The sequence below is a fragment of the Clostridium beijerinckii HUN142 genome, from assembly GCF_000621745.1.
GTDB classification, from domain to species: Bacteria; Bacillota; Clostridia; order Clostridiales; family Clostridiaceae; genus Clostridium; species Clostridium beijerinckii_A.
In genome coordinates, this window is the sequence record NZ_JHXK01000005.1 from 294,959 (window position 1) to 316,966 (window position 22,008).

The 22,008-nt window shown below is 29.1% G+C and carries 19 protein-coding genes and 1 riboswitch; of the genes, 4 read left to right on the top strand and 15 right to left on the bottom strand.

The features are described 5' to 3' along the window. Positions 1–40 precede the first annotated feature (40 nt). From lepB (T483_RS0101135) to T483_RS0101150, 4 genes are all read right to left on the bottom strand, one after another. The gene (gene lepB / locus T483_RS0101135) at positions 41–583 is read right to left on the bottom strand and encodes a signal peptidase I (protein WP_026885157.1); all 543 of its coding nucleotides are present in this window, start codon (positions 581–583) and stop codon (positions 41–43) included. Positions 584–791: 208 nt separating this feature from the next. After that, positions 792–1,376: a signal peptidase I gene (lepB, locus tag T483_RS0101140; protein ID WP_051560263.1), complete on the bottom strand. Its 585-nt coding sequence runs from the start codon at positions 1,374–1,376 to the stop codon at positions 792–794. Between the two features lie 220 nt (positions 1,377–1,596). Continuing rightward, the gene (gene lysA, locus T483_RS0101145) at positions 1,597–2,892 is read right to left on the bottom strand and encodes a diaminopimelate decarboxylase (RefSeq protein WP_026885159.1); all 1,296 of its coding nucleotides are present in this window, start codon (positions 2,890–2,892) and stop codon (positions 1,597–1,599) included. Positions 2,893–3,219: 327 nt separating this feature from the next. Next, a riboswitch (Lysine riboswitch) is annotated at positions 3,220–3,390 on the bottom strand. A gap of 170 nt (positions 3,391–3,560) precedes the next feature. Then, positions 3,561–4,235, bottom strand: coding sequence for a hydrolase (locus tag T483_RS0101150; protein WP_026885160.1), 675 nt, complete (start codon positions 4,233–4,235; stop codon positions 3,561–3,563). Positions 4,236–5,086: 851 nt separating this feature from the next. On the opposite strand from T483_RS0101150, the gene T483_RS0101155 reads away from it, so the two are divergent. Beyond that, complete coding sequence (locus tag T483_RS0101155) at positions 5,087–6,085, top strand: DUF1700 domain-containing protein (RefSeq protein WP_026885161.1); 999 nt, start codon at positions 5,087–5,089, stop codon at positions 6,083–6,085. After that, positions 6,082–7,008 (top strand): DUF4097 family beta strand repeat-containing protein, encoded by a 927-nt coding sequence (locus T483_RS0101160; protein WP_026885162.1) that lies wholly within the window; start codon positions 6,082–6,084, stop codon positions 7,006–7,008. The genes T483_RS0101155 and T483_RS0101160 overlap by 4 nt, the downstream gene beginning before the upstream one ends. A 63-nt stretch (positions 7,009–7,071) precedes the next feature. Here T483_RS0101160 and T483_RS0101165 read toward each other — a convergent pair whose 3' ends face one another. Next, positions 7,072–8,334 carry a methyl-accepting chemotaxis protein gene (locus tag T483_RS0101165; protein WP_026885163.1) on the bottom strand — a complete coding sequence of 421 codons (1,263 nt, stop codon included), beginning with the start codon at positions 8,332–8,334 and terminating at the stop codon, positions 7,072–7,074. A 646-nt stretch (positions 8,335–8,980) separates the two neighbouring features. On the opposite strand from T483_RS0101165, the gene T483_RS0101170 reads away from it, so the two are divergent. After that, positions 8,981–10,171, top strand: coding sequence for a pyridoxal phosphate-dependent aminotransferase (locus tag T483_RS0101170; RefSeq protein ID WP_026885164.1), 1,191 nt, complete (start codon positions 8,981–8,983; stop codon positions 10,169–10,171). A gap of 95 nt (positions 10,172–10,266) precedes the next feature. Here the strand turns inward: T483_RS0101170 and T483_RS0101175 are convergent, their stop codons facing one another. Continuing rightward, the gene (locus T483_RS0101175) at positions 10,267–10,791 is read right to left on the bottom strand and encodes a putative ABC transporter permease (protein ID WP_026885165.1); all 525 of its coding nucleotides are present in this window, start codon (positions 10,789–10,791) and stop codon (positions 10,267–10,269) included. A 300-nt stretch (positions 10,792–11,091) separates the two neighbouring features. Between T483_RS0101175 and T483_RS0101180 the strand changes: the two genes are divergently transcribed. Continuing rightward, positions 11,092–12,294, top strand: a complete 1,203-nt coding sequence (locus tag T483_RS0101180) for an alanyl-tRNA editing protein (protein ID WP_026885166.1) — start codon at positions 11,092–11,094, stop codon at positions 12,292–12,294. 138 nt (positions 12,295–12,432) lie between these two features. On the opposite strand, the gene T483_RS0101185 is transcribed toward T483_RS0101180, so the two are convergent. From T483_RS0101185 to T483_RS0101225, 9 genes are all read right to left on the bottom strand, one after another. Then, complete coding sequence (locus tag T483_RS0101185) at positions 12,433–13,164, bottom strand: GntR family transcriptional regulator (protein ID WP_026885167.1); 732 nt, start codon at positions 13,162–13,164, stop codon at positions 12,433–12,435. 178 nt (positions 13,165–13,342) lie between these two features. Further along, a complete protein-coding gene (locus T483_RS0101190; RefSeq protein ID WP_026885168.1) occupies positions 13,343–14,185 on the bottom strand; it encodes a fructoselysine 6-kinase in 843 nt (280 codons plus the stop codon). Positions 14,186–14,211: 26 nt separating this feature from the next. Then, complete coding sequence (locus tag T483_RS0101195) at positions 14,212–15,180, bottom strand: SIS domain-containing protein (protein ID WP_026885169.1); 969 nt, start codon at positions 15,178–15,180, stop codon at positions 14,212–14,214. Positions 15,181–15,538: 358 nt separating this feature from the next. Next, positions 15,539–16,372, bottom strand: coding sequence for a transporter substrate-binding domain-containing protein (locus T483_RS0101200; protein ID WP_026885170.1), 834 nt, complete (start codon positions 16,370–16,372; stop codon positions 15,539–15,541). A 322-nt stretch (positions 16,373–16,694) separates the two neighbouring features. Beyond that, positions 16,695–16,901: a heavy-metal-associated domain-containing protein gene (locus T483_RS0101205; protein ID WP_026885171.1), complete on the bottom strand. Its 207-nt coding sequence runs from the start codon at positions 16,899–16,901 to the stop codon at positions 16,695–16,697. A 149-nt stretch (positions 16,902–17,050) separates the two neighbouring features. Beyond that, a complete protein-coding gene (locus T483_RS0101210; RefSeq protein ID WP_026885172.1) occupies positions 17,051–19,480 on the bottom strand; it encodes a heavy metal translocating P-type ATPase in 2,430 nt (809 codons plus the stop codon). Positions 19,481–19,633: 153 nt separating this feature from the next. Next, on the bottom strand, positions 19,634–19,900 hold the full coding sequence (locus T483_RS0101215) for a metal-sensing transcriptional repressor (protein WP_012060955.1): 267 nt from the start codon (positions 19,898–19,900) through the stop codon (positions 19,634–19,636). 268 nt (positions 19,901–20,168) lie between these two features. Beyond that, the gene (locus T483_RS0101220) at positions 20,169–20,654 is read right to left on the bottom strand and encodes a PTS sugar transporter subunit IIA (protein ID WP_026885173.1); all 486 of its coding nucleotides are present in this window, start codon (positions 20,652–20,654) and stop codon (positions 20,169–20,171) included. 8 nt (positions 20,655–20,662) lie between these two features. Next, the gene (locus tag T483_RS0101225) at positions 20,663–21,991 is read right to left on the bottom strand and encodes a 6-phospho-alpha-glucosidase (RefSeq protein WP_026885174.1); all 1,329 of its coding nucleotides are present in this window, start codon (positions 21,989–21,991) and stop codon (positions 20,663–20,665) included. Positions 21,992–22,008: the final 17 nt, after the last annotated feature.

The following is a 22,008-nucleotide window of genomic DNA, read 5'->3' on the forward strand; positions in this document are numbered from 1 at the left end:
AAATTATACATTATATCCAGCAAAATATCATCAATAACTCTTAATTTAAGCTTCCGAAATCTTTAAATGGATAGAATTTCAATACAGCTCTTCCTTGTATATTTGAAGCATCTATATATGGATTAATCCATCTTCTTGCATCATTTGATCGGCTCCTATTATCTCCTAAAAAGAAAAATTTATTTTCAGGCACATCAAAAACGCCATCAAAATTCTCGTTATTTTTTACATAATCCTCTTTAATATCTGATCCATTTACACTAACAATACCATCACGTATTTCAATATGATCTCCTGGAAGACCTATAACTCTTTTTATAAGCACCTGATCAAGCTCCTTTGAATAGAACACTGTTATATCTCCTCTATTAATTCTATTAGTGTTATAAATCTTGGTTACTATTAATTTATCACCAATATTTAAAGTAGGAACCATTGATTCGCTAGGTATATATACTGTATAAATCAAAAATTTATTTATCAAAAAAGCCATTCCTATAGCTGCTAGTATAGGAATTATCCACTCCCTAAAAAAGGTGCTTTCAAGTGAAAAACTTCCTATAATGCTTTTATTAGATAGCAATTCTTTATTCTCTTTTTCATTTAATTTTTTCTTCAAAAAATCTCTATCTGATTTATTAGTGATGTTCTCAGAACAATTTAAATCTATGTCCTTTGATTCCATTATATAATCATTTTCATTCATTAAATGTTCTCCCTTTTTGCAAGATTCGTTTATCTAATGCTGCATATTAAGTATTATTCACACTTTATAAAAATTTTAACTAATATTATTTTAATATTTCAAAATCTTTTATAGGATAATACTTTATTTGAGCCTTCCCTTCTATATATGATTCATCAACGTAAGGATCTTTCCAATACCTAGAATCATCTGAATTTGCTCTATTATCTCCCAAGAAGAAATACTTATTATCTGGCACTTTAAAAGCTCCATTATATATCTCATTATTTTTTACATAGTCTTCATTAAGCTCTTGACCATTTCTATAAACAATACCATTTTTGATTTCTATTGTATCTCCTGGAAGTCCTATTAATCTTTTTATTAAAATTTCACCCTTAAACTCATCATTTTTAAATAATACAATGTCTCCTTCTTTTAAATTTTTAGGATTATGCACTCTAGTTACGATCAATCTGTCTTTAACTTCTAATGTTGGAATCATAGATCCACTTGTAATCCAAACACCATATCCCACAAAGTTCCATAATAGAAGCGCTATGCCAAGAATAACTGCAATATCAATTATCCATTCATTCAATATGGACTTCTTTTTTTCTTTTTTATCTGCTACAATTTCATCTTCGTTATTTTCTGCCACAATATTCCCTCCATGTCCCACATTACACATAAATTTTCATTAATACCCCATTTTTCATAACCCTCGATCATCTATTATTGTATGTTTTAATATACTATTTTAGTATAACATATTTTACTATCTAAAATATTTATAGGATGTTAATTTTATAACAAAAATATGCACCAATCTTAAAAATTAGTGCATAATCCTTTTAAGGAATCTATATATAATTTAAACTCTTACCTGAACATAGTCAATATACTTATATCTATTCAACATCATTCTTTAACAAATCATCATAAGACTCTCTTCTGCAAATAAGTCTTGTTTCATTATCCTTAACCATCACCACTGCTGGCTTTGGTATCCTATTGTAATTGCTTGACATAGAATAACCATATGCTCCTGTAGTCATTATGGCTAGAACATCTCCGCTTTTAGCTTCTGGAATCTTAATGTTTTCCAATAATATATCCCCTGATTCACAGCACTTCCCTGATATTGTAACAGTTTCTTCTTTTTCACACTCAACTCTACTCGCAAGAATACACTCATATCCTGCATTATAAAGAGCTGGTCTTATATTATCAGTCATTCCGCCATCTACTGACACATATTTTCTAACACTTGGGATTTCCTTAACTGAGCCTACAGTATATAAAGTTGTTCCTGCATTGGCTACAATGCTTCTTCCTGGCTCTATTGTAAGAATTGGTCTTTCCTGACCTGTTCTTGCACACACTTCATCAACTTTGTTAATTATTGTGCTACAATATTCCTCAGTACTTCTTGGTTCATCTCCATTGGTATAGTATATACCAAAACCTCCACCAAAATCTACTTCTTTTATCAGGTAACCTAGGTTCTCTTTTGTATTCCTTACAAGTTCTAACATTATTTCAACAGCATCTTCATATGGCTCCAAATCAAATATTTGGGAACCTATATGACAGTGTATTCCTGCAAGATTTATATTCTCTAAACTTATGGCTTTTTTAATAGCATCTTCTATTACAGTACCAACTGGCGCAAAACCAAATTTCGAATCTATTTGTCCAGTCTTGATATACTCATGAGTATGCGCTTCAATTCCTGGTGTTATTCTTAAATAAATATTTTGTATCTTATTATATTCTTTAGCTATATCATTTAACGCGTCTATTTCGTAATAATTATCTACTACAAAGTTCCCTACACCTAGTCTTACACCAAGCTCAATCTCTGATAAAGTCTTATTATTCCCATGGAACATTACTTTTTCAAGTGGAAATCCAGATTTATGTGCAGTATATAATTCTCCTCCTGATACAACATCAAGACACATATTCTCTTCCTTCAATAGTTTACACATTTGAATTGTCAAAAATGCTTTTCCCGCGAAAGCTACTCTATTGTTATTCTCTTCACATTTGAAATATTTCCTATAATCCCTACAGTATTCTCGTATTAAAGCTTCATCAAATACATATAATGGACTCCCGTATTCCCTTACTAAATTTTTAGCACTGATGCCTCCAATCATTAATTGATTCTCTTGTATTTTCATTGTTCCAAACAATTTCATTTGATTAACCCCCAAATTATATTTTATTAGCTATTGCTTTATTGACTAAGTTACTTAAACTAAATCCCAACACCAATTTCAACAAAAAAATATCCACTTTCTTCGTTCTCTTTGAATTATTGCTGTTGTATTCCACTAATAGTTATAATAAAAAACAAACGCCACAGAATATGTCTGTGACGAGCGGTAGATCTTTACGCTAAATTTATGCACAATATTTTCGTTAATTATCAATTCTTTACAAAAAGATCAACAAATGAATTTGAAAATCTATATTAACAAAATCATTACTGTTCTTTTCAAACTGTTAATTTTCAACTGAAAAAAGTACCTTGTAGCTCAACACTCTTCGTGACAGTTATTCACATATTCTATGAATACCCAGAAAAAAATTATCGCATAATAATTTATTTTCTTCGGCCATAATACCTTTTAGCATAAATCAATGTCTGCCAACTACTTATGCCTACTCTTTATTACAGCACCTCTACCCCAGGTCATGTTATATATTACATTATTAGAATTCTTTAACATTAATGATATTATAGATCACTATCTGCATAATATCATTTTATTAAACTGTTACAAATATGATACCATAAATTAAACTTAAAGCAATACTTTTTTAACTTTAAATTAATGGTATAAAACCCAAGTTTGTTGTATTCCTATTCTTTCCTATACTCATCCATAAGATCTCCCATAATACTTGCTGATGATGGTGGAGTAAAAGTTATAGCATTTGCTCCAGCTTGAATTGTCTCTTTAATTGACTCTTCTGTTGGACCACCAGTTGCTATTATAGGAAATTCTGGAAACCTCTTTCTGATATTTCTAACTATACTAGCGGTATTTCTTCCACCTGAAACATTTAGTATTGTAGCTCCAGCTTCAATCCTTTTAGCAATATCTTCATCTTCAGAAATAACTGTCACTATGACCGGTATATCTATGGTTGATCTAATCTTATTAACAACTTCATTACTTGTAGGAGCATTTACAACCACTCCCATAGCACCTTTAAATTCTGCATCCATAGCTAAATTTACAACTCTTTTTCCTTGTGTTATTCCTCCGCCTACACCACAAAAAACTGGGACATCAGCTGCCATAACAAGTGCCTGTGTTATTACAGGCTGTGGTGTAAATGGGTATACCGCAATAATTGCATCTGCATTACTGTTTCTTATTAATGCTACATCAGTACTAAATAGCAATGACTTTATTCTTTTTCCAAAAATTTTGATTCCGCCACAATTCCTTATAACTGTTGGAACCTCAATTACATGATTTCTAAGCGTACCTTTTATTTGAGGAACATATTTAACATCTTTATTTGTCATGATTTTTATCCCCTCCCCATTAACTATTGGTTAGATTTTTATAATAAATTTCTCTAGTTATAAATTTTTATTTTATTATATTTATAATTATATTTTCCTATAAACTCACACTCTATTAAAAGTTCCTTAAATTAGAACTATCTTTCTCATATATACTCACAATTATAATATTTTCAAAACAAATCACTTATTTTAGGTATAATATGTTAAATTCCATTAATTACTATTTATATTATACTACTTTCTCCTATTACTTAAAGTTAAATTTTATTTATCCACAATATCCACAGTTTTTATCCACAAATGTGTGAATATTGTTTATAAATATATATCATAAAATTTCTTAACAAGAAATCGCTAAGAAAGACTTTCTACAAATTTCTCTTATTATACTCAATTATCTCCATATTTATTGGAATCAAGTCTGTCATTACTTCTAAAATATTCATAAATAACTAATTGAATATCATATTTGACAATTAAGTTATCCACAGATTTTATACTATTATCAACAATATACACAAGCGTTATGTTTACTAGCCTAAGGCTTAGTTTTATTTTATAATATTTAAGTTTGTCCACAAGTTTATTCACAAAATTTCTTGTTTAAGCGTATAATTACAAAATTCGATTCTAGAATTAAACATATTTATGTGGATAACAATAACAACAATAATATCAAAATACTATAAAATCCTTAAGAGTTTCTTAATACTTTGTTAATTTCTAAGTTATAACACCTTAATAAAACATTAAAGTATAAAGTAATATCTTGTGGTCTTTTCATTCCTATCATATACTTTTAATCAGGAAATATATTCTTAAGTTACAGTAAAAGGAGATTTATTATAATGACCCAAAATGAATTTTTTAACATTTTAATGGATGGTTTAAAAGACTTTCCTGAAATAAAGCTGCAAGATATTATTTCTTATTATGAAAACTACTTTAAAATTAGATTAACTGTTGGAAGAACAGAAGACGATATATCAAAGGAGTTAGATAATCCTAATTTAATAGTTAATAAACTTAGAAGTGAAAATTCACATATTACCGTTAACTTAGACAATTTAACTAATAGTTCTAATACTAAAACTAGCGATAAGATTTCTAACATAGATACTACTGATATAGATATTAATAATAGTCATAGCAATGTATATGACAGTTTTAAAACTAACAGAAAGTTTGGTAATATCTATTCAGAAAACAAGAATGATTTAAAAACTGATTCCAACTTTAATGATTTTAAGTCTAATAATTCTTATGCTTCAAATGATTGTTTTTATGACCTTCATAATGAAAATATATCACTTGATATTCAAAAAAGCAATTATAAATGTGCTGAATTAAAAGAATCAAAATATAATATCAATAATGAGGATAAATTTAATCGCAGTGATGATATTTCCTTCAACTCAGAATTTAATTTTAGTACATGTCAAATAAAGAATATTTTTAATACTCATAAATCTAAAAATAAGATTCCTAACTTTAATATAAATATTATCTTAAAGATTTGTATTATAATCTTATCTTTAATAATATTGTTTCCAGTTATAACTGGTATTGTTGGTTGCTTTATAGGGCTTTTAGGAATAGCGATAAGTCTTTTTATTGCTAGTATTGGAGTGCTAATTGGTGGAACTTTTACAAACCTTTTTACTATTCCTAATATTCCAGCATTTGTCTCCAATTTTCCGTACCCAGTAATAGTATTATTTTCTTTGGGTTCACTCTCATTATCACTGCTTTTAATAATTATATTTTTCTACCTTTGTAAATTTCTTATATTAATTCTGGCCAAAATATATAACTTTTTAAAGTTTAAAGGTGGTGAATCATTATGAAAAAAAAATTCATTTCTTCTAATATGAAGATATTTATGTTAATATTATTGCTTCTATCTATTACGTTCTATACTTCTGGATGCATTGCTCTAGTTCAAAGTGGCTACAAGCTTTCTAATTATGCTGATGAACTTCATATAAATCCTTATACATTGGAACATAATTTGAATTTTAAAAATTTTAATCTCGACTTTAATACTTCATACTTATCTAAGGATTATGTCCTCAATAATAATGTCAATGAGATCGATTTTAACTTAAACTCTCAGGATATTAAATTAGTTGATTATAATGGTGATGATTTAAAGATTCAAATCAAGAGTAACAATAATATTTCTAATGATTTATCTGAAATTCAAAGCGGAAGTAAATTAACTTTCAGCACTAGATATGATACTCCAAGTGATGCAAGTATTTCAGTAAGTATTCCTTATAAATTTAAAGACAGAAGAATTCTAAAAATAATCACAAGTAGCGGTGATATAAATATTTCTGGTTTATCGCTAAATACACTGAATCTTTCATCTGCTAGTGGATCCATAGTTCTTTCAGATTCATTTTTAAATTATTTAGGATTAAATAGTTCCAGCGGAAACATAAATTTTAATAATATAGAAACATCAACTGAAACAAAACTATCTTCTTCTTCTGGTAATATTATTGGAAGTGGTAATTTAGGAAGTATAATTGGAAATATCTCATCTGGAGATATTAATTTGAGGATCATTAATTATTTAAATAATATATCTTTAAGCTCTCATTCTGGATCTATAAACTTATCTATACCAGAAGGCTCAGGCTATAAAATAAACTATGAAACAAATTCCGGAAGTTTAAATTCGCCTAATAATCAATTATCTTCTGGCGATGAAAGTTCTCTTATAAACATTACTACTGTAAGTGGAGATCTTAATATAAAATAAAAACTTTAATGCACAATGAACAGTCTTATATTAATTGTTCATTGTGCATTACGTTATATAACCCTATAACTTAAACTTTGAAATAACACTGCTTAGTTCTTCAGCTTTAATTGCTTCCCTACTTATCGTTTCAACTACTTGTTTCATAGCTGTTGATGTATCATCTATTCCTTGTTGTATACTATGTGTGCTACCAGAAACTTCTTCAGAATTTTTTGCAGTATTTGATATGGCTGCGCTAACTTGTTCAATTGATGCATTCACATGCTCAGACATCTCAGCTATTTGCTTAGACATTGTACTTATAAATGCACCATCTTTAGTATATTGCAAAGCGATACTTCCATATCCCTCTAAATCTTCTTTTACATTAGTTTTAATAAAGCGAATTATTTCTTTGCTATTCTCTGAAAGATTATTAAATGCTTTTTCTACTCTTTCTATTGTATTTTGTATTGTAATTACTGATGATGCTGACTCCTCTGCAAGCTTTCTCACTTCTTCTGCAACGACTGCAAACCCCTTACCTGATTCACCAGCTCTAGCAGCTTCAATTGCTGCATTCAATGCCAATAAATTTGTTTGCTCCGCTATACTCGCTATTGAATCTGCCATCACTTTTATTTCTTCTACTACCTTAGATTCTTCGATTGCTATCTTTATATGCTCTTCTTTCTCACGATATACAAGTGATGTATTTTCAATTGCCCTTTTGCTATTTTTTTCTACAACCTTAGCTCTTTCCTTTATACTATTTGAATTCTGATTACCTCTTTCCGCTTGTGCCTCTAATTCCTCCATATTAGCAGTTACTTGTTGAATTGATGCATAAACCTCTTCAACATTGCTGCTATTAGCTTGTGTTTTTGAATCAATTTTTTCAAACTCTAGATTTATATTTTCTAGACTTGTTGATATTTCTTGAACAACAGCGGAGGCTTCTTCACTTAAAGCAGATACATTTGCTGCATTATCTGCACATAATTCTATCATATATCTTAGATTATCTTGAGCTTTGTTCAAAGCTTGTCCTATAAATCCAAATTCATCTTTTCTTGTAATTGTAATATTAGTTGAGATATCATACTCGCTCATTCTTTCTGCTAACTTCTTTATTTTATGTAGTGGTGTAATTATTTTGCCTAATGTTGTAACTACAAATATAACTCCTAATATAATGGAAATTCCTACAGCTATAATCGTAAGTGTTGTACTAGTTTTTATTCCTATTCCTATTCCGATTCCCATTAATGCCATTATGAAATATCCAGAGAAAATTTTTACTCCAACAGATTGTAACAAGCTAATTTTTTTATCTTCATTCATATAAAACACCCCTTCTTTCTGCTTCATCGTATAATTAATACTTATATTTAATTTTACTAAAATTATTTATACTTTAATTTTTAACAAATATAATTATCTAATATCTAAAAGATTTCCTAACTATAGTTAATATTAATCTGTACTAAATATAATTCACTGTAATCGTTCTACCACTTTTTAATATTTAATGTAAAATTTCTACTTTTTTATACACATATTAGCATATCATGCGATTTTTTTATTTTCAACCATATTGATTAAAGTTTCATGTTATTTTAAGTTTAACTAGATTTAGCTTAATGAGGTTCATATATAATATTATTTCTAATCATTCACTAAGATATATATATTGCTATTGAATTTCTACATTTGTCTTAACTTAGGACTTACCTGACTGAAATTTAAAATGTAAATTTATTATTGCAACATATATATTATATTTTTAGTGATAAATTTACATATATAAACCTTACAAGTTAAGTTACAAATTAAAACTAAAATTGTATAAACTTAATTGTAATATATTCCTAAATAAATTACTCTATTATTAATTATTATTGTAAAATGTGATAAACTATATATATTAAATTGAACATGCTTGTAAAAAATTAGAATAAATTTTAAATATAAATCGGGGGGGCTAGAAATGATATCAAATAAAATGAAATCTCTTGTTGCAAATAATTCCATTATAAGAGCTATGTTTGAAGAAGGAAAAAGATTATCTGAAATATATGGAGAAGAAAATGTTTTCGATTATAGTATAGGAAATCCAAACGTTGAACCTCCAAGTAAAGTAAAGGAAGTTATCTTTGAAATCTTGAATGAAGAAACACCAAATTTAGTACATGGTTATATGAATAATTCTGGCTATGAGGATGTTAGAACGAATATAAGTGATTTTATAAACAAAAAACATAATTTAACACTTTCAAAAGATAATATTGTTATGACTTGTGGGGCTGCCGGCGGATTAAATATAATTTTAAAATCTATATTAAATCCTGATGACGAAGTTGTTACCTTTTCTCCTTACTTTGGAGAATATGGAAACTATGTAAGAAACTTTGATGGCAAACTAGTAACTTGTCCTACTAATACTGAAACTTTTGAGCCTGACTTAAAGGCTTTAAGTGAAGTTATTACTCCTAGAACAAAAGCTTTAATAATAAACAATCCAAATAATCCTACTGGTGTTATTTACTCAGAAAAAGCAATAAAAGATTTAGCAGTGTTACTTAATAATAAGCAAGAAGAATTTAATACATCAATATATTTAATCTCTGATGAACCATACAGAGAAATTGTTTATGATGATATTGAAGTCCCTTGTATCTTAAAATATTATGATAATACTTTCATCGGATACTCTTATAGCAAATCTTTATCTTTGCCTGGTGAACGTATTGGTTATGTAGTTGCTAGCTCATCTATGGCTGATTTTACAGATATGATGGCTTCACTAAACATTGCAACTAGAATTTTAGGATTTGTAAATGCTCCATCTTTATTCCAAAGAGTAATTGCAAAATCCTTAGATGCTGAAGTAGATGTAAATATTTATAAGAAAAATCGTGATCTTTTATATAATCATTTAATATCTCTTGGTTTCACTTGCGTTAAACCACAAGGTGCATTTTACTTATTCCCAAAATCACCAATTGCTGATGATAAAAAATTCTGCGAAGCTGCAAAACAATTTAATTTATTACTTGTGCCAGGATCTTCGTTTGGATGCCCTGGGCACGTAAGATTAGCTTACTGCACTTCATATGAGAAAATAAAAAAATCTTTGCCCGCTTTTGATAAGTTAGCTCCTCTATACAATTTAAAATAATACTTTCTATAATTTAAGTAGATATAAATATTACTCAGATAATATTTATATCTATTTTTTATAAAAGCATGATTTCTACTATTTTTCTAAAAAAATTACTGTATCATTCTAAGCCTCTCATATGCTAATTTCTTTACAGTTATATATAGATCTATTAATAATATAGCTCCTCCTAAAATCACAGAGATATTAAGAATTTTCATATTCTCCATATATAACTCATATAAACTAGGTTGCAAATAATAAAGCCCAATAAGGCTAAGCACCATCCAATATATAGAGAATCTAAGAGTGACAAATCCATGAATATTATACTTAAATCCAGAGTAATCCCAATATACTTTGTTAAAAGAGTGCTTAAGTATATATCCACTTATATATTCTACTGTTGTTGGTATTAAGAAACATAATAATATTAATGGAAGTCCAGAAATCTCTAACAATTCATTGCATATTATAAGAAACGTAACTGCTGTTCCATACATAGGCTTAAACGGTCCTATTAAGAAACCATCTTCTTGAAACTTTTTTGTAGTTGAAAAGCTATAACCTTCCTCTAATATCCACCCTATAAATGAATAAAATATAAAATTAAATACCAGATAAAACACTACATTCATATTAATCACCTCTTCTAAATATCAAGGTATAAAAGATATGTATCTTTTTGTACACCTAAAGTTATTACTATTATTTGTAGGGTTTAACTCTTTTATCCCGTAAAAAACTTCTACTATAGGGTAATAATAATTCTTAAGGAAATTTTGTACCTATTTCTTAATCCTTAAAAATGCAATATTAATAAACTATCTGCTATAATAGTATTATTGAACTTTTCTTAGACTCAGGTTAAACAAACTATAAAAATTATTTATAGCTGAGCCTTAGATATTATTATATTTTAGGAGGCTAATTTACATATGGAAAAATTATATTATGATAATCGATACCTTAAAGAATTTACTGCTGAAATTATTGATATAAAAGAAATTGATAATAAATTTCATGTTGTATTGGATAAAACAGCATTTTTCCCAGGAGGTGGCGGACAAAGCTGTGATATTGGAACTCTAGAAGATCAAAAAGTTATTGATGTATACGAAAAAGAGGAAATTGTTTATCATGTGGTTGAAAAGAAACCACTCAAAATACATAAAGTTAAATGTTCAATTGATTGGAATAGAAGACAAGATGGCATGCATCAGCATTTAGGTCAACATGTCTTATCAGGATCTTTCTTCAACCTTTTTAACGCTAATACTTTTGCTATTCACCTAGGTTCTGATATAAGTACAGTTGATATTTATGGTGTTCTAACTGAAGAACAAGTTAGAGAAGCAGAAAGACTTGCTAACAAAGTTATAGGGGATGCTATACCTGTAGAATCTTTTGTTCCAACTAAAGCTGAACTTAAAAAGATATCTCTTAGACGTGCTCTTCCAAATACCGAAGAGGATATCAGAATCGTAAAAATAGGAGATTTTGATATTAATGCTTGCTGCGGACTTCACCCTACGTCTACTCTTGACTTAAGACTTATTAAAATTAAAAAATTTGAGAAACATAAAGAAGGAACAAGGATAGAATTTCTAGCTGGTGAACGTGCCATTTCTGATTCTTTTAAGAAAGATGAATTTCAGACTTCTATATGCAGATATTTAAGTTGTAATGAAAATGAAGCTATAAATGGCATAAAGAACTTAAATCAAAGTCTTCGTGAAGCCAATGAAACAAATAAAAACCTTAATATTTTACTAGCCAAATATCAAGTTAAAGAAATTCTTGAAAATGCAGCTAAAATAAATAATGTTAAAGTAATTAAACAAATATTTGATGGTGAAAACCTAAAATATGTGAATAACCTTACTTCTAAGCTTATCGAAACTGAGAACACAATAGCTCTAATGGCAGTAAAATCTGATGAAAAAGTAAATCTATTATTTGCTTGTTCTAAAGACATTAAAGATATCAAAATGAATGAACTTTTGAAAGATGCTATATCTCTTGTTGATGGAAAAGGCGGCGGAAGTCCTTTCCAATCTCAAGGAGCAGGAAAAAATAATTCAAATTTAGAAAGTGCAATGGACTATGCATTTAATAAAGTATCTCAATCCCTAGTATAAAATATATTTTATACTATTAGATTTACTTAAATAAATTTGATAGTTATTCCTAATATCTTTGTTAATTTATGTAGGTTTTAATTCAAAAAGAAGAGCGTTGAACTTTCTTTCAACGCTCTTCTCTTTAATAAATTTATATTATGATATTACGAATTTATATCTTTCACCTATAACATACTGTTTTCCTATATGTACCGGTCTATTCTTATCATCATAAATAACAGTCTTTATATAAAACAAAGGTTCACCCTTTTGCACCATCAATAACCCAGCCTCTTCATCCATGGCTTTTGCAATTTCTATTGTGGTATGGTCATTTCCTGAATTAGGTGAATCAGATGGATTTATATCATATTTATCTCTTAACAATTCATATAGTGAACCACTTAAATCTTCTGTTAGTAAAAAATTAAACCTTTTAAAAGAAAAATAATTATTTTCTAACATTAATGGCTCTCCACCTGCAAATCTAACTCTTTGAATATATATTAACTTATCATCATCATCTAGTTCTAGAGCTTTCTTGTCTTCTATTTTGGGCTCCATTACCTCTCTTTTAATAATTTCATTAGTTACTTTTAATCCACTAGCCTCACAGGCGGCAGTAAAACTAGATAAATATTCAATTTTCCTCTGAACTTTTGGCTTACTTACAAATGTTCCTTTTCCTTGTTTTTTTATAATAAAACCTGACTCAACTAATTCATTTATAGCTGCACGTACTGTTATCCTACTAACATTATATTTTTCACTTAACTCAACTTCTGTTGGAATCTTATCTCCATATTTTAATTCTCCGCTCGTTATTGAATTACGTATAATATCCGCTAATTGTTGATATAAAGGAATAATATTATCTTGTATTAGCATATAAAGACTCCTTTTAAACATCTATAATATTAACTATATACTATCACAACATTTTTGAAACTTCAATTAATCTATTGTTGTGATAATATCAATTTTTTGCTTTATCACAGTAATCTTAAAATAGCTGTTGTATACTAGTCATTAAATAATCACCATTCAACAGCCACTATACTTTTAATTAATATTTTTTACCATATCCAAATGAGCCTTCTACTAGACATGTTTTAGCTGAAAATATAGCACCCTCATTTAGACTTTCTTTAATTATAGTTTCCCTATCCAATTCATTTTCTTTAATTTTGCTTATGTAATTTATCAAGAACGCTGTTATGAATGAATCCCCTGCTCCCATTGTATCTACAGCTTCAACGAGCTCTGGCTCTTGTGAATAGAACTTAGTTCCATCATATAGTAATGCACCTTTTTCTCCCATAGTAACTACTACTATTTTACTTCCAAGCTTATGGGCTTTCATTATTAGATTAAGCATTTCATCAGTCTTTAAATGACTACATGAGAAGAAGCTAAAATCTACTTTAGGCGCAATTCTTTCAACTTCCTCCATTGTAAAATCATCAGAGAAATCAAAAGATATTGGAATATTTAATTCTTTTATTTTATCAAGTTCTAGCTCAGTATATCCGTATAAACCCGCATGTACTAAATCGAAGGTTTTAATATATTCTAAATCATCTTGCGTAAGATTTAATCCATTTTCTCTTAAAACTCCACCTTCATTACTTCCAAAAAAAACTCTATCACCATCTTCTAAAGTTACTCTTGCACATCCATTTTCTCCATTAAAATGTCTGCACTTTGAAATATCTAAATCAAGCTCATGAATTATATTTTGAACATGTTCTGCTTCAGCATCTGATCCAAATGCTCCTAAAAATGCTGAACTTGCTCCTAATTTTTTTGCATAGGCTGCAAAATTTAGTGCATTTCCACCTGGATACATTGTTCTAATATGCTCATATTTATCTACAACGTTATCTCCTAACCCAATAACTTTTACCATAATATCTTCTCCTACACTTAAATGTTTTAATATTCAACTTTTCCCATATATCTTCTAGTATCTAAATCATGGTTTCTGAGTTTTGCTAATTCTCCTCTATACACACATAATATGCTATAGAATACTATAGGATTAAAGAATTCAACGACTGAACTATCAATTACACTGATTCCAAGTTCCTTACAATCCACAACTTCAACTTTTCCACCATATTTATTTAAGAATTTAAGTGCTCTTTCATCTAATTCTCTAGTTCTTCCTTCATTCATTAATAATAAATATAATGTTTCTTTATCAGTTACTTCAAATGGTCCGTGGAAGTATTCACCTGAGTGCACTGCTGATGCATTCATCCATTGCATTTCCATTAGCGAACATATTGAGAATCCATAGGCATGACCATATGATGCCCCGCTTCCTAATACATATGTTATTGGCTCATCTTTATATTTTTCTGCATATTTCTTTGCTCTTTCTGCAACTAAGCCTTGCCCCCTTTTTACAACATCATTTACAATCTTTAAACCTTCCATAAATTTATTATATCCTTCATAAATTTCTGTTTGATTTAATATTTCAACAGCTATATTTAGAATTATTGCCATTGGATTATCTTCTACACTTGTATCATTTCCCCATTTGTAAAGGATATTATAATCTGCATACTTGATTAAATCTGCATCCTTATTATGCGTTAATGTTATAGTTGCTGCACCTTTCTCTTTAGCTACTTTAGCCGCTTCAACTGTTTCAGGAGTATTTCCACCGTGTGAGCATACTATTACTACTGAACTTTTTCCTAATGATTTTGGTGTTGCATGTACAAATTCATTACTTGTATATGATAAAGCCCTTAATTCTCTTGCTTCACTTTGTAAAAAATATTGTGATGCATACATATCTACTAAAGACCCACCACATGCTACTAAAAATACTTCTTTTATTCCATCTTCCTTACTTGATCTAATCTTCCCTACGATTTCTCTAATATTCATTGTTATTCCTCCTATACATTTATAATCTCATTCTATGGATTTATATTTTTTCATTTTTTATGATGATGAATATTCTTCTTAACCGAGCTTATTAATACGTATTATAACGTATTGTATAATGTTATACAACTTATTTTAAAATTAAATATTGAGTATATGTTTTCCGCCTAAACAGTGTAAGTTGATAGAAATATTACTCGCCAATTATTTAAGCATATTATATTATATAGATACCTTTTCTCGAACCTGATTGATCTATTACCAAAACTTCTCCATTTAAAATATAAAATTATTGATGTAAGGTATCAATAACTTCCTTACACCAATAATTATGTAAATAATAAAACTTTATTAGAATCTAATCCATTAACTTATTTGCTTCTACAACAAATTCATCAATTTTTCCTTCATCTTTTAATCTTTTTATTGTTTTATTGATTTCTGTTTGCAATTCAGTAGAACCTTTCCTCATTGCTATCGCTGCTCCATCTTCTTGCGCCGCAATAGTTACTGAAGTCAATTCTATATCATTGTTTTTCTCACAATTAAACTTAGCCACTGGTGAGTCAAGTAATATCGCATCAACTTTTTTATTCTTTAAATCAAGTACTAGGTCAGTAGCTTTTCCTAATCCTTTCACTTCCGCACTTGGTAAGTTATCTTTTACTAAGCCTTCTTGAACTGATCCTTTTTGAACCCCAATTTTCTTATTTTTCAAATCATCCATTGATTTTATTGAATCCGCTTCACCTTTTCTAACTATAAATATATTTTTCTCTTTGTTGTATATATCTGAAAAGTCAGCATTTTCTCTTCTTTCATCCGTCGGATTCATTGCAGCAAATACTAAATCAGATTTTCCTGCCTGAAGCGATACAAGAAGTCCATCGAAATCCATATCCTTAATTTCAAGCTCTACACCTAAATCTTTAGCAACTTCTTTTGCTATACTTACATCAATACCTACAATTTGATCCTTACCATCTATTTCTTTATGAAATTCATATGGTGGGTAATCGGCACTCGTTCCAACTACAATTTTGCCTTTTGATTTTATATCACTTAATGATGATGACTTAACATCTGAGTTTTTGCTAGAACTATTAGTGTTACTACTACATCCTATAATTCCAACTGCTACACTGCTAATTGCCACAAATACTATTAACTTTTTTAATAAAAATTTTTTCATATATTGTCCCCCTTTAAATTTTATCGAGTATTATTCTTTAGTATTTTGCTACTAATTGAATAATATTGCTATAAGATAAAAATGTCAATACATTATAATAATGTTTTAATACGTATTAATAAGTAATAGTATTTTTTATGCCTATTACTTTTTTCTAGAATCTATAAACAGATAGTTTAATTTAATAAAAAAATAGTTAACAACATGAAAAATAAATCCTTGTTGTTAACTATTTATTAAAATTATTTAACTTATTCTTTTAATTCCTTAAATCAAAAAATTTCCCATTTACCCAAATTTATCAAAAGAATATTGTGTGCTTTTATTCTTCTATTTTAACTACATCATAGCCTTCTTCTTCAATAGCTTCTTTTATTTCTTCATTACTATTTTCTGTTTCAACTATTGCACAATTATCCTTAAGGCTAACTTCAACTGAAGTTACCTTATCCAAATTTTCTAATGCTTCCTTTACGTGAGCAACACAATGTTCGCAACTCATTCCTTCAATTAATATTTTCTTTTTCATATCTATTACCTCCCGTTTATTAATGATTAAAATTTAGAAATCAAAATATAGCTATTTGAAATAAATTTCTTCAAGAATATAGATACAATTATCTGATACCTAAGAAATGTCCTAATATGCTATTTTTGCTTATCATCGTATCTTATTAATTAGGCTTTAAAATTTTTAAGCCTTAATGCATTTGTAAGTACTGAAACAGAACTTAAGCTCATTGCTGCAGCTGCTATCATAGGATTTAACAATGGACCTCCAAAAACATGAAGTATTCCCATGGCAACTGGTATTCCTAGTACATTATATCCAAATGCCCAGAATAAATTTTGTTTTATATTTTTAATGGTTGCTTTACTTAGTTTTATTGCTGTTATAACATCCATCAAATCACTTTTCATAAGAACTATATCTGCTGATTCTATTGCGACATCAGTACCTGATCCTATAGCAATTCCAACATCAGATTGAGCTAATGCTGGTGCATCATTTATTCCATCTCCAACCATAGCCACTTTCATATTCTCCCCTTGAAGCTTCTTGACCTCATTAGCTTTATCTTCAGGTAATACTTCAGCTAGCACTATATCAATTCCAACTTGTTTTGCTATTGCATCTGCAGTTTTTTTATTATCTCCAGTAATCATAGCTACCTTTATTCCCATGTTATGAAGAGCTTCTATAGCTTTTTTACTACTTGGCTTAACAGTATCTGCAACAGCTACTATTCCACTCAAAGTATTATCAACTGCTACATACATAGGAGTCTTACCTTCAGCTGCTAATCTATCACTTTCATCTGCAAACATAGCAATATCAATATTTTTTTCTATCATTAACTTTTTATTTCCAAGTAAAATATTTTTTTCTTCTATCTTAACTTCTATTCCATGTCCTGGAATTGCATTGAATTGTTGAATTTCTTTAAGTTCCAAGTTTTTATCATTTGCTTCTTTAACTATTGCTTCTCCTAACGGATGCTCTGAACCTTTTTCGCTACTTGCAGCTAAAATTAATATCTCATCTTCCGATATTCCATTTGTTATTATATCTGTAACTACTGGTTTTCCTTCTGTTATAGTCCCAGTTTTATCAAATACAATAGTTTTTATACTATGAGTAGTTTCTAACGCTTCACCGCCTTTAATTAACACACCATTCTCTGCACCTTTACCTGTTCCAACCATTATTGCAGTTGGAGTTGCAAGGCCTAATGCACACGGGCAAGCTATAACTAGTACTGCAATAAATATTGTTAAAGAGAATATTGTTGTTTCTCCTGAAATTAACCATCCTATTGAAGCTATTATCGCTAGCATTATAACTATTGGCACAAAATATGCTGATATAACATCTGCAAGTTTAGCTATTGGAGCTTTAGATCCTTGTGCTTCTTCAACTAACCTAACTATTTGTGCAAGTGCAGTATCTTTTCCAACCTTAGTTGCTTTATACTTTATAAAGCCAGTTTTATTGATACTTGCTCCAATTACACTACTTCCTACTATCTTTTCTACAGGAATACTTTCCCCTGTAAGCATTGACTCATCAATTGATGTACTACCATCAATAATTTCTCCATCTACCGGTACCTTTTCACCTGGTTTAACTAAGACTATATCACCAACAATTACTTCTTCTATAGGTATTGTAATTTCAGCATTATTTCTTATTATTGTTGCAGTTTTAGGTGCTAACCCCATTAGTGCTTTAATAGCTTGTGATGTTCTTCCTTTTGAAACTGCCTCCAGATATTTTCCAAGTGTTATTAGAGTTAAAATGACTGCTGCTGACTCAAAATATAAGTGCATAGCATATTCAGTTTCGCCTGTTTGTATTTTATAAATTCCAAATACTCCATATAAAACTGCTGCTAAAGTACTTATTGCTATCAACGAATCCATATTAGGACTTAGTTTAAATAAATTCTTTATTCCAATTAGATAGAACTTATATCCAGCTATCATTACAGGTATTGTTAATACTAATTGAATCACAGCAAAATTCAATGGATTCATCATAGAATCAACAATATATGGAAGAGGCATACCTAACATATGTCCCATAGTTATTACTAAAAGCGGAATTGCAAATATTAGAGATATAATAAATCTCCTTAATAACAATTGACTTGCCTCTAGTTTTTTCTTTTCTTCAACTTGCTCTTCTTCCTTAATCAGCTTATACCCTGCTTTATCTACAGCAGCTTTAATTTCACTATATCCAATTTCATCTTCATCTATATTTATAGTCAACTTCTCTGTTGCTAAATTAACAACAGAATCTTGAACTCCCTTAAGCTTTTTAGTAACTCTCTCAACTCTACTTGCACACGCTGAACATGTCATTCCTTCAACTTTAAAAGTATAAGTCTTCATATTCTTCTTAACACCATAACCAGCTTTAACTACAGTTGCTTCTATATTTTCATTATTAAGCTTGTTTTCATCAAACTCTACATTCAGTGTTTCTGTTGCAAAGTTAACACTTGCACTATTTACGCCTTCTAACTTTTTAACAAATCTTTCAACTCTATTTGCACATGCTGAACATGTCATTCCTTCAATTTTAAATGCTTTTTTATTCATACTTCACCTCTTTACCTATTTAACATATACTTTTAAACTTACATTAAGTTCATTTTAATTTTACTAATCAATTTACAACTTTTTCTCTATATTTAACTAATGAAATAATGCTTTTATATTTCATTTCATATTGTCAGCTCTTAATAATCGGTTCTATTTTGAAAGTAACTTTTCTAAAACCTTATTAAATTCTTCTATTTTCTCATCTGGATTGTTGTTATAGCAAGCTTCTTTTACGCAATGACGTAAATGACCTTGTAATATCATTAAATCTGCTTTTTTTATTAAAGATTGAACTGCCATTAATTGATTTGCAACATCTATGCAATATCTATCGTCTTCAATCATTTTTATTATTCCTTCTATTTGTCCCTTTGCTGTTTTTAGAGATTGTAATGCTTTTTTTCTTTCCTCGCTCATTTCTTCCTCCCCTCCCCCTGTGTAGGGGGGTCTTATTAATTTCATTATATATTAATAAATTATTTTGTCAATATTATTTCTAATATATTCTTACGGTTATCTCACTCTTCTGTCTATTCTTATACTTATCTTGAATACTCATTTTTTTATTCTTGACACTTAACTCCACGTTCCCCTAATGCCGTGATAAGATAAAATACTGGCTTTAACGTAGAATTTGCTAAAAAAATAAGCTCCATATAACAATGAAGCTCATTTCTGTAAATATCTATTTATATTCAATTATAGGGCTTTCTTTAACTTTCATAATTTCTCCGATATGAAAATTTAGAATTTCATGACCATTTAAATTCGGAATAATAAGCATTGTTATATCTTCTATCCCTTTTTCTTTTAGGAGTTCTTTATCGAATTCTAAAAGTAATTCGCCTTTTTTCACGTATTTTTCTTCTTCACAATGCAAATTAAAGCCTTCACCTTTCAAATTTACAGTGTCAAGTCCCACATGAATTAGAATTTCTACTCCATCCTCAGTTCTTATTCCTATTGCATGCTTGCTTTCCTTCATTATTGTAACAATAGTCCCATCACATGGTGAAAATATTTTATTAATACTTGGCTTAATAGCAATACCTTCGCCCATCATTTTCTGAGAAAACACTTCATCTTTAACTTCACCTATATCTACGCTAACTCCATCTGTAAAAGCATATAATAATTTATTTTTGTTTCGCTTTAATATATTTTTAAACATTCTCTATCCTACTTCAATTCTGGCCAATATTCTTTATTAGCTTCAATCATATCATCTAAGATCTGTTTTGCTACAAATGAAGATGGAATTGTTTTGTTCATAGTAAATGCCATAAGTGCTTTTTCATATGAGCCTTCAATAGCAGCCTCAACTACAAGTTTTTCTGATGCTTCTTGTTGTTCAATTATTCCTTTATAGAAAGTTGGGATTTCTCCTACACGCACTGGTTCTGGTCCATCTTTAGTTATATATGCAGGTACTTCTACCATAGCATCGTCAGGTAAGTTTTTTATTGCCCCATTATTTTCTACCATAACTAAGTGCCTCTTTCTTAAATCAAAAGCTAAGCTCATAGCAACTTCAACAATAAATTCTCCATGCACTCCAGTAAAGAATTGTGTAAGATCAATTTGCCCTGTAGCATTATATTGATCTACAGCATCAAATATCTTCTTCTCTCTTCCTTCCATTACTTCGTTGGCTCTAGTATGATTTTTATCTGCCTCTTTTACAATTCTATCTCCTAAAAGATAATATTGCATATACGTATTTGGAAGATATTTAGGGAACATTTGCATTATATGTTTAGCATTATCAAATGTATGAAGCCATGATGCATCATTATGTCTTACTTCACTTCTTGAATCTGGTGGAATATAACCATGTTCCTTTACATATGCTTTTAACTCCTCAGTTTTATCTTCACCACTAACTCTAATTTTTGTAAACCATCCAAAGTGATTTAATCCAAAATAATCTGCTTCTATATCATGTCTATCACAATCTAAGATATTAGCCATATTTCTCATAATTGCAACTGGCATATCACATATATTTAAAATCCTTGCATTTGGTCTTAACTTATACATAGCTTTTGCTACAATAGCTGCTGGATTAGAATAATTAACAATCCAATAATTTTTATTTGCATATTTTTCACAAAAATCTATCATTTCAACCATAGGATATATTGTTCTTAATCCATATGCTAATCCTCCTGGACCACATGTTTCTTGACCAACCACATCATATTTTAGTGGAATTTTTTCGTCTTGTTCTCTCATCTTATATAATCCAACACGCATTTGAGCAAAAACAAAGTCTGCATCTTTAAAGCCTTCTTCTGGATCAGTTGTAAGAACAAGCTTTACCTCTGGATCAAACATTTCTACTACTTTCTTTACTATCACTCCTACTTTATTTTGACGTTCCGCATTTATATCATATAATCTTAATTCTGATATTTTAAAATCCTCTTTCTTTGAAAGTAAACTCTTTACAATCCCTGGTGTATATGTGCTTCCCCCGCCTACTATTACTAATTTAAATTTTTTCATTTTAATAATTCCTCCTT

What these genes read in the sequence shown, in the direction of transcription:
- lysA (WP_026885159.1), bottom strand. Translation starts at nt 2,892, where the DNA reads ATGAAATTGTTTGGAACAATGAAAATACAAGAGAATCAATTAATGATT.
- T483_RS0101160 (WP_026885162.1), top strand. Translation starts at nt 6,082, where the DNA reads ATGAAAAAAAAATTCATTTCTTCTAATATGAAGATATTTATGTTAATA.
- T483_RS0101195 (WP_026885169.1), bottom strand. Translation starts at nt 15,180, where the DNA reads ATGAATATTAGAGAAATCGTAGGGAAGATTAGATCAAGTAAGGAAGAT.
- T483_RS0101155 (WP_026885161.1), top strand. Translation starts at nt 5,087, where the DNA reads ATGACCCAAAATGAATTTTTTAACATTTTAATGGATGGTTTAAAAGAC.
- T483_RS0101150 (WP_026885160.1), bottom strand. Translation starts at nt 4,235, where the DNA reads ATGACAAATAAAGATGTTAAATATGTTCCTCAAATAAAAGGTACGCTT.
- T483_RS0101165 (WP_026885163.1), bottom strand. Translation starts at nt 8,334, where the DNA reads ATGAATGAAGATAAAAAAATTAGCTTGTTACAATCTGTTGGAGTAAAA.
- T483_RS0101225 (WP_026885174.1), bottom strand. Translation starts at nt 21,991, where the DNA reads ATGAAAAAATTTAAATTAGTAATAGTAGGCGGGGGAAGCACATATACA.
- T483_RS0101185 (WP_026885167.1), bottom strand. Translation starts at nt 13,164, where the DNA reads ATGCTAATACAAGATAATATTATTCCTTTATATCAACAATTAGCGGAT.
- T483_RS0101190 (WP_026885168.1), bottom strand. Translation starts at nt 14,185, where the DNA reads ATGGTAAAAGTTATTGGGTTAGGAGATAACGTTGTAGATAAATATGAG.
- T483_RS0101200 (WP_026885170.1), bottom strand. Translation starts at nt 16,372, where the DNA reads ATGAAAAAATTTTTATTAAAAAAGTTAATAGTATTTGTGGCAATTAGC.
- T483_RS0101215 (WP_012060955.1), bottom strand. Translation starts at nt 19,900, where the DNA reads ATGAGCGAGGAAAGAAAAAAAGCATTACAATCTCTAAAAACAGCAAAG.
- lepB (WP_051560263.1), bottom strand. Translation starts at nt 1,376, where the DNA reads ATGTGTAATGTGGGACATGGAGGGAATATTGTGGCAGAAAATAACGAA.
- T483_RS0101210 (WP_026885172.1), bottom strand. Translation starts at nt 19,480, where the DNA reads ATGAATAAAAAAGCATTTAAAATTGAAGGAATGACATGTTCAGCATGT.
- T483_RS0101220 (WP_026885173.1), bottom strand. Translation starts at nt 20,654, where the DNA reads ATGTTTAAAAATATATTAAAGCGAAACAAAAATAAATTATTATATGCT.
- T483_RS0101205 (WP_026885171.1), bottom strand. Translation starts at nt 16,901, where the DNA reads ATGAAAAAGAAAATATTAATTGAAGGAATGAGTTGCGAACATTGTGTT.
- T483_RS0101175 (WP_026885165.1), bottom strand. Translation starts at nt 10,791, where the DNA reads ATGAATGTAGTGTTTTATCTGGTATTTAATTTTATATTTTATTCATTT.
- T483_RS0101180 (WP_026885166.1), top strand. Translation starts at nt 11,092, where the DNA reads ATGGAAAAATTATATTATGATAATCGATACCTTAAAGAATTTACTGCT.
- T483_RS0101170 (WP_026885164.1), top strand. Translation starts at nt 8,981, where the DNA reads ATGATATCAAATAAAATGAAATCTCTTGTTGCAAATAATTCCATTATA.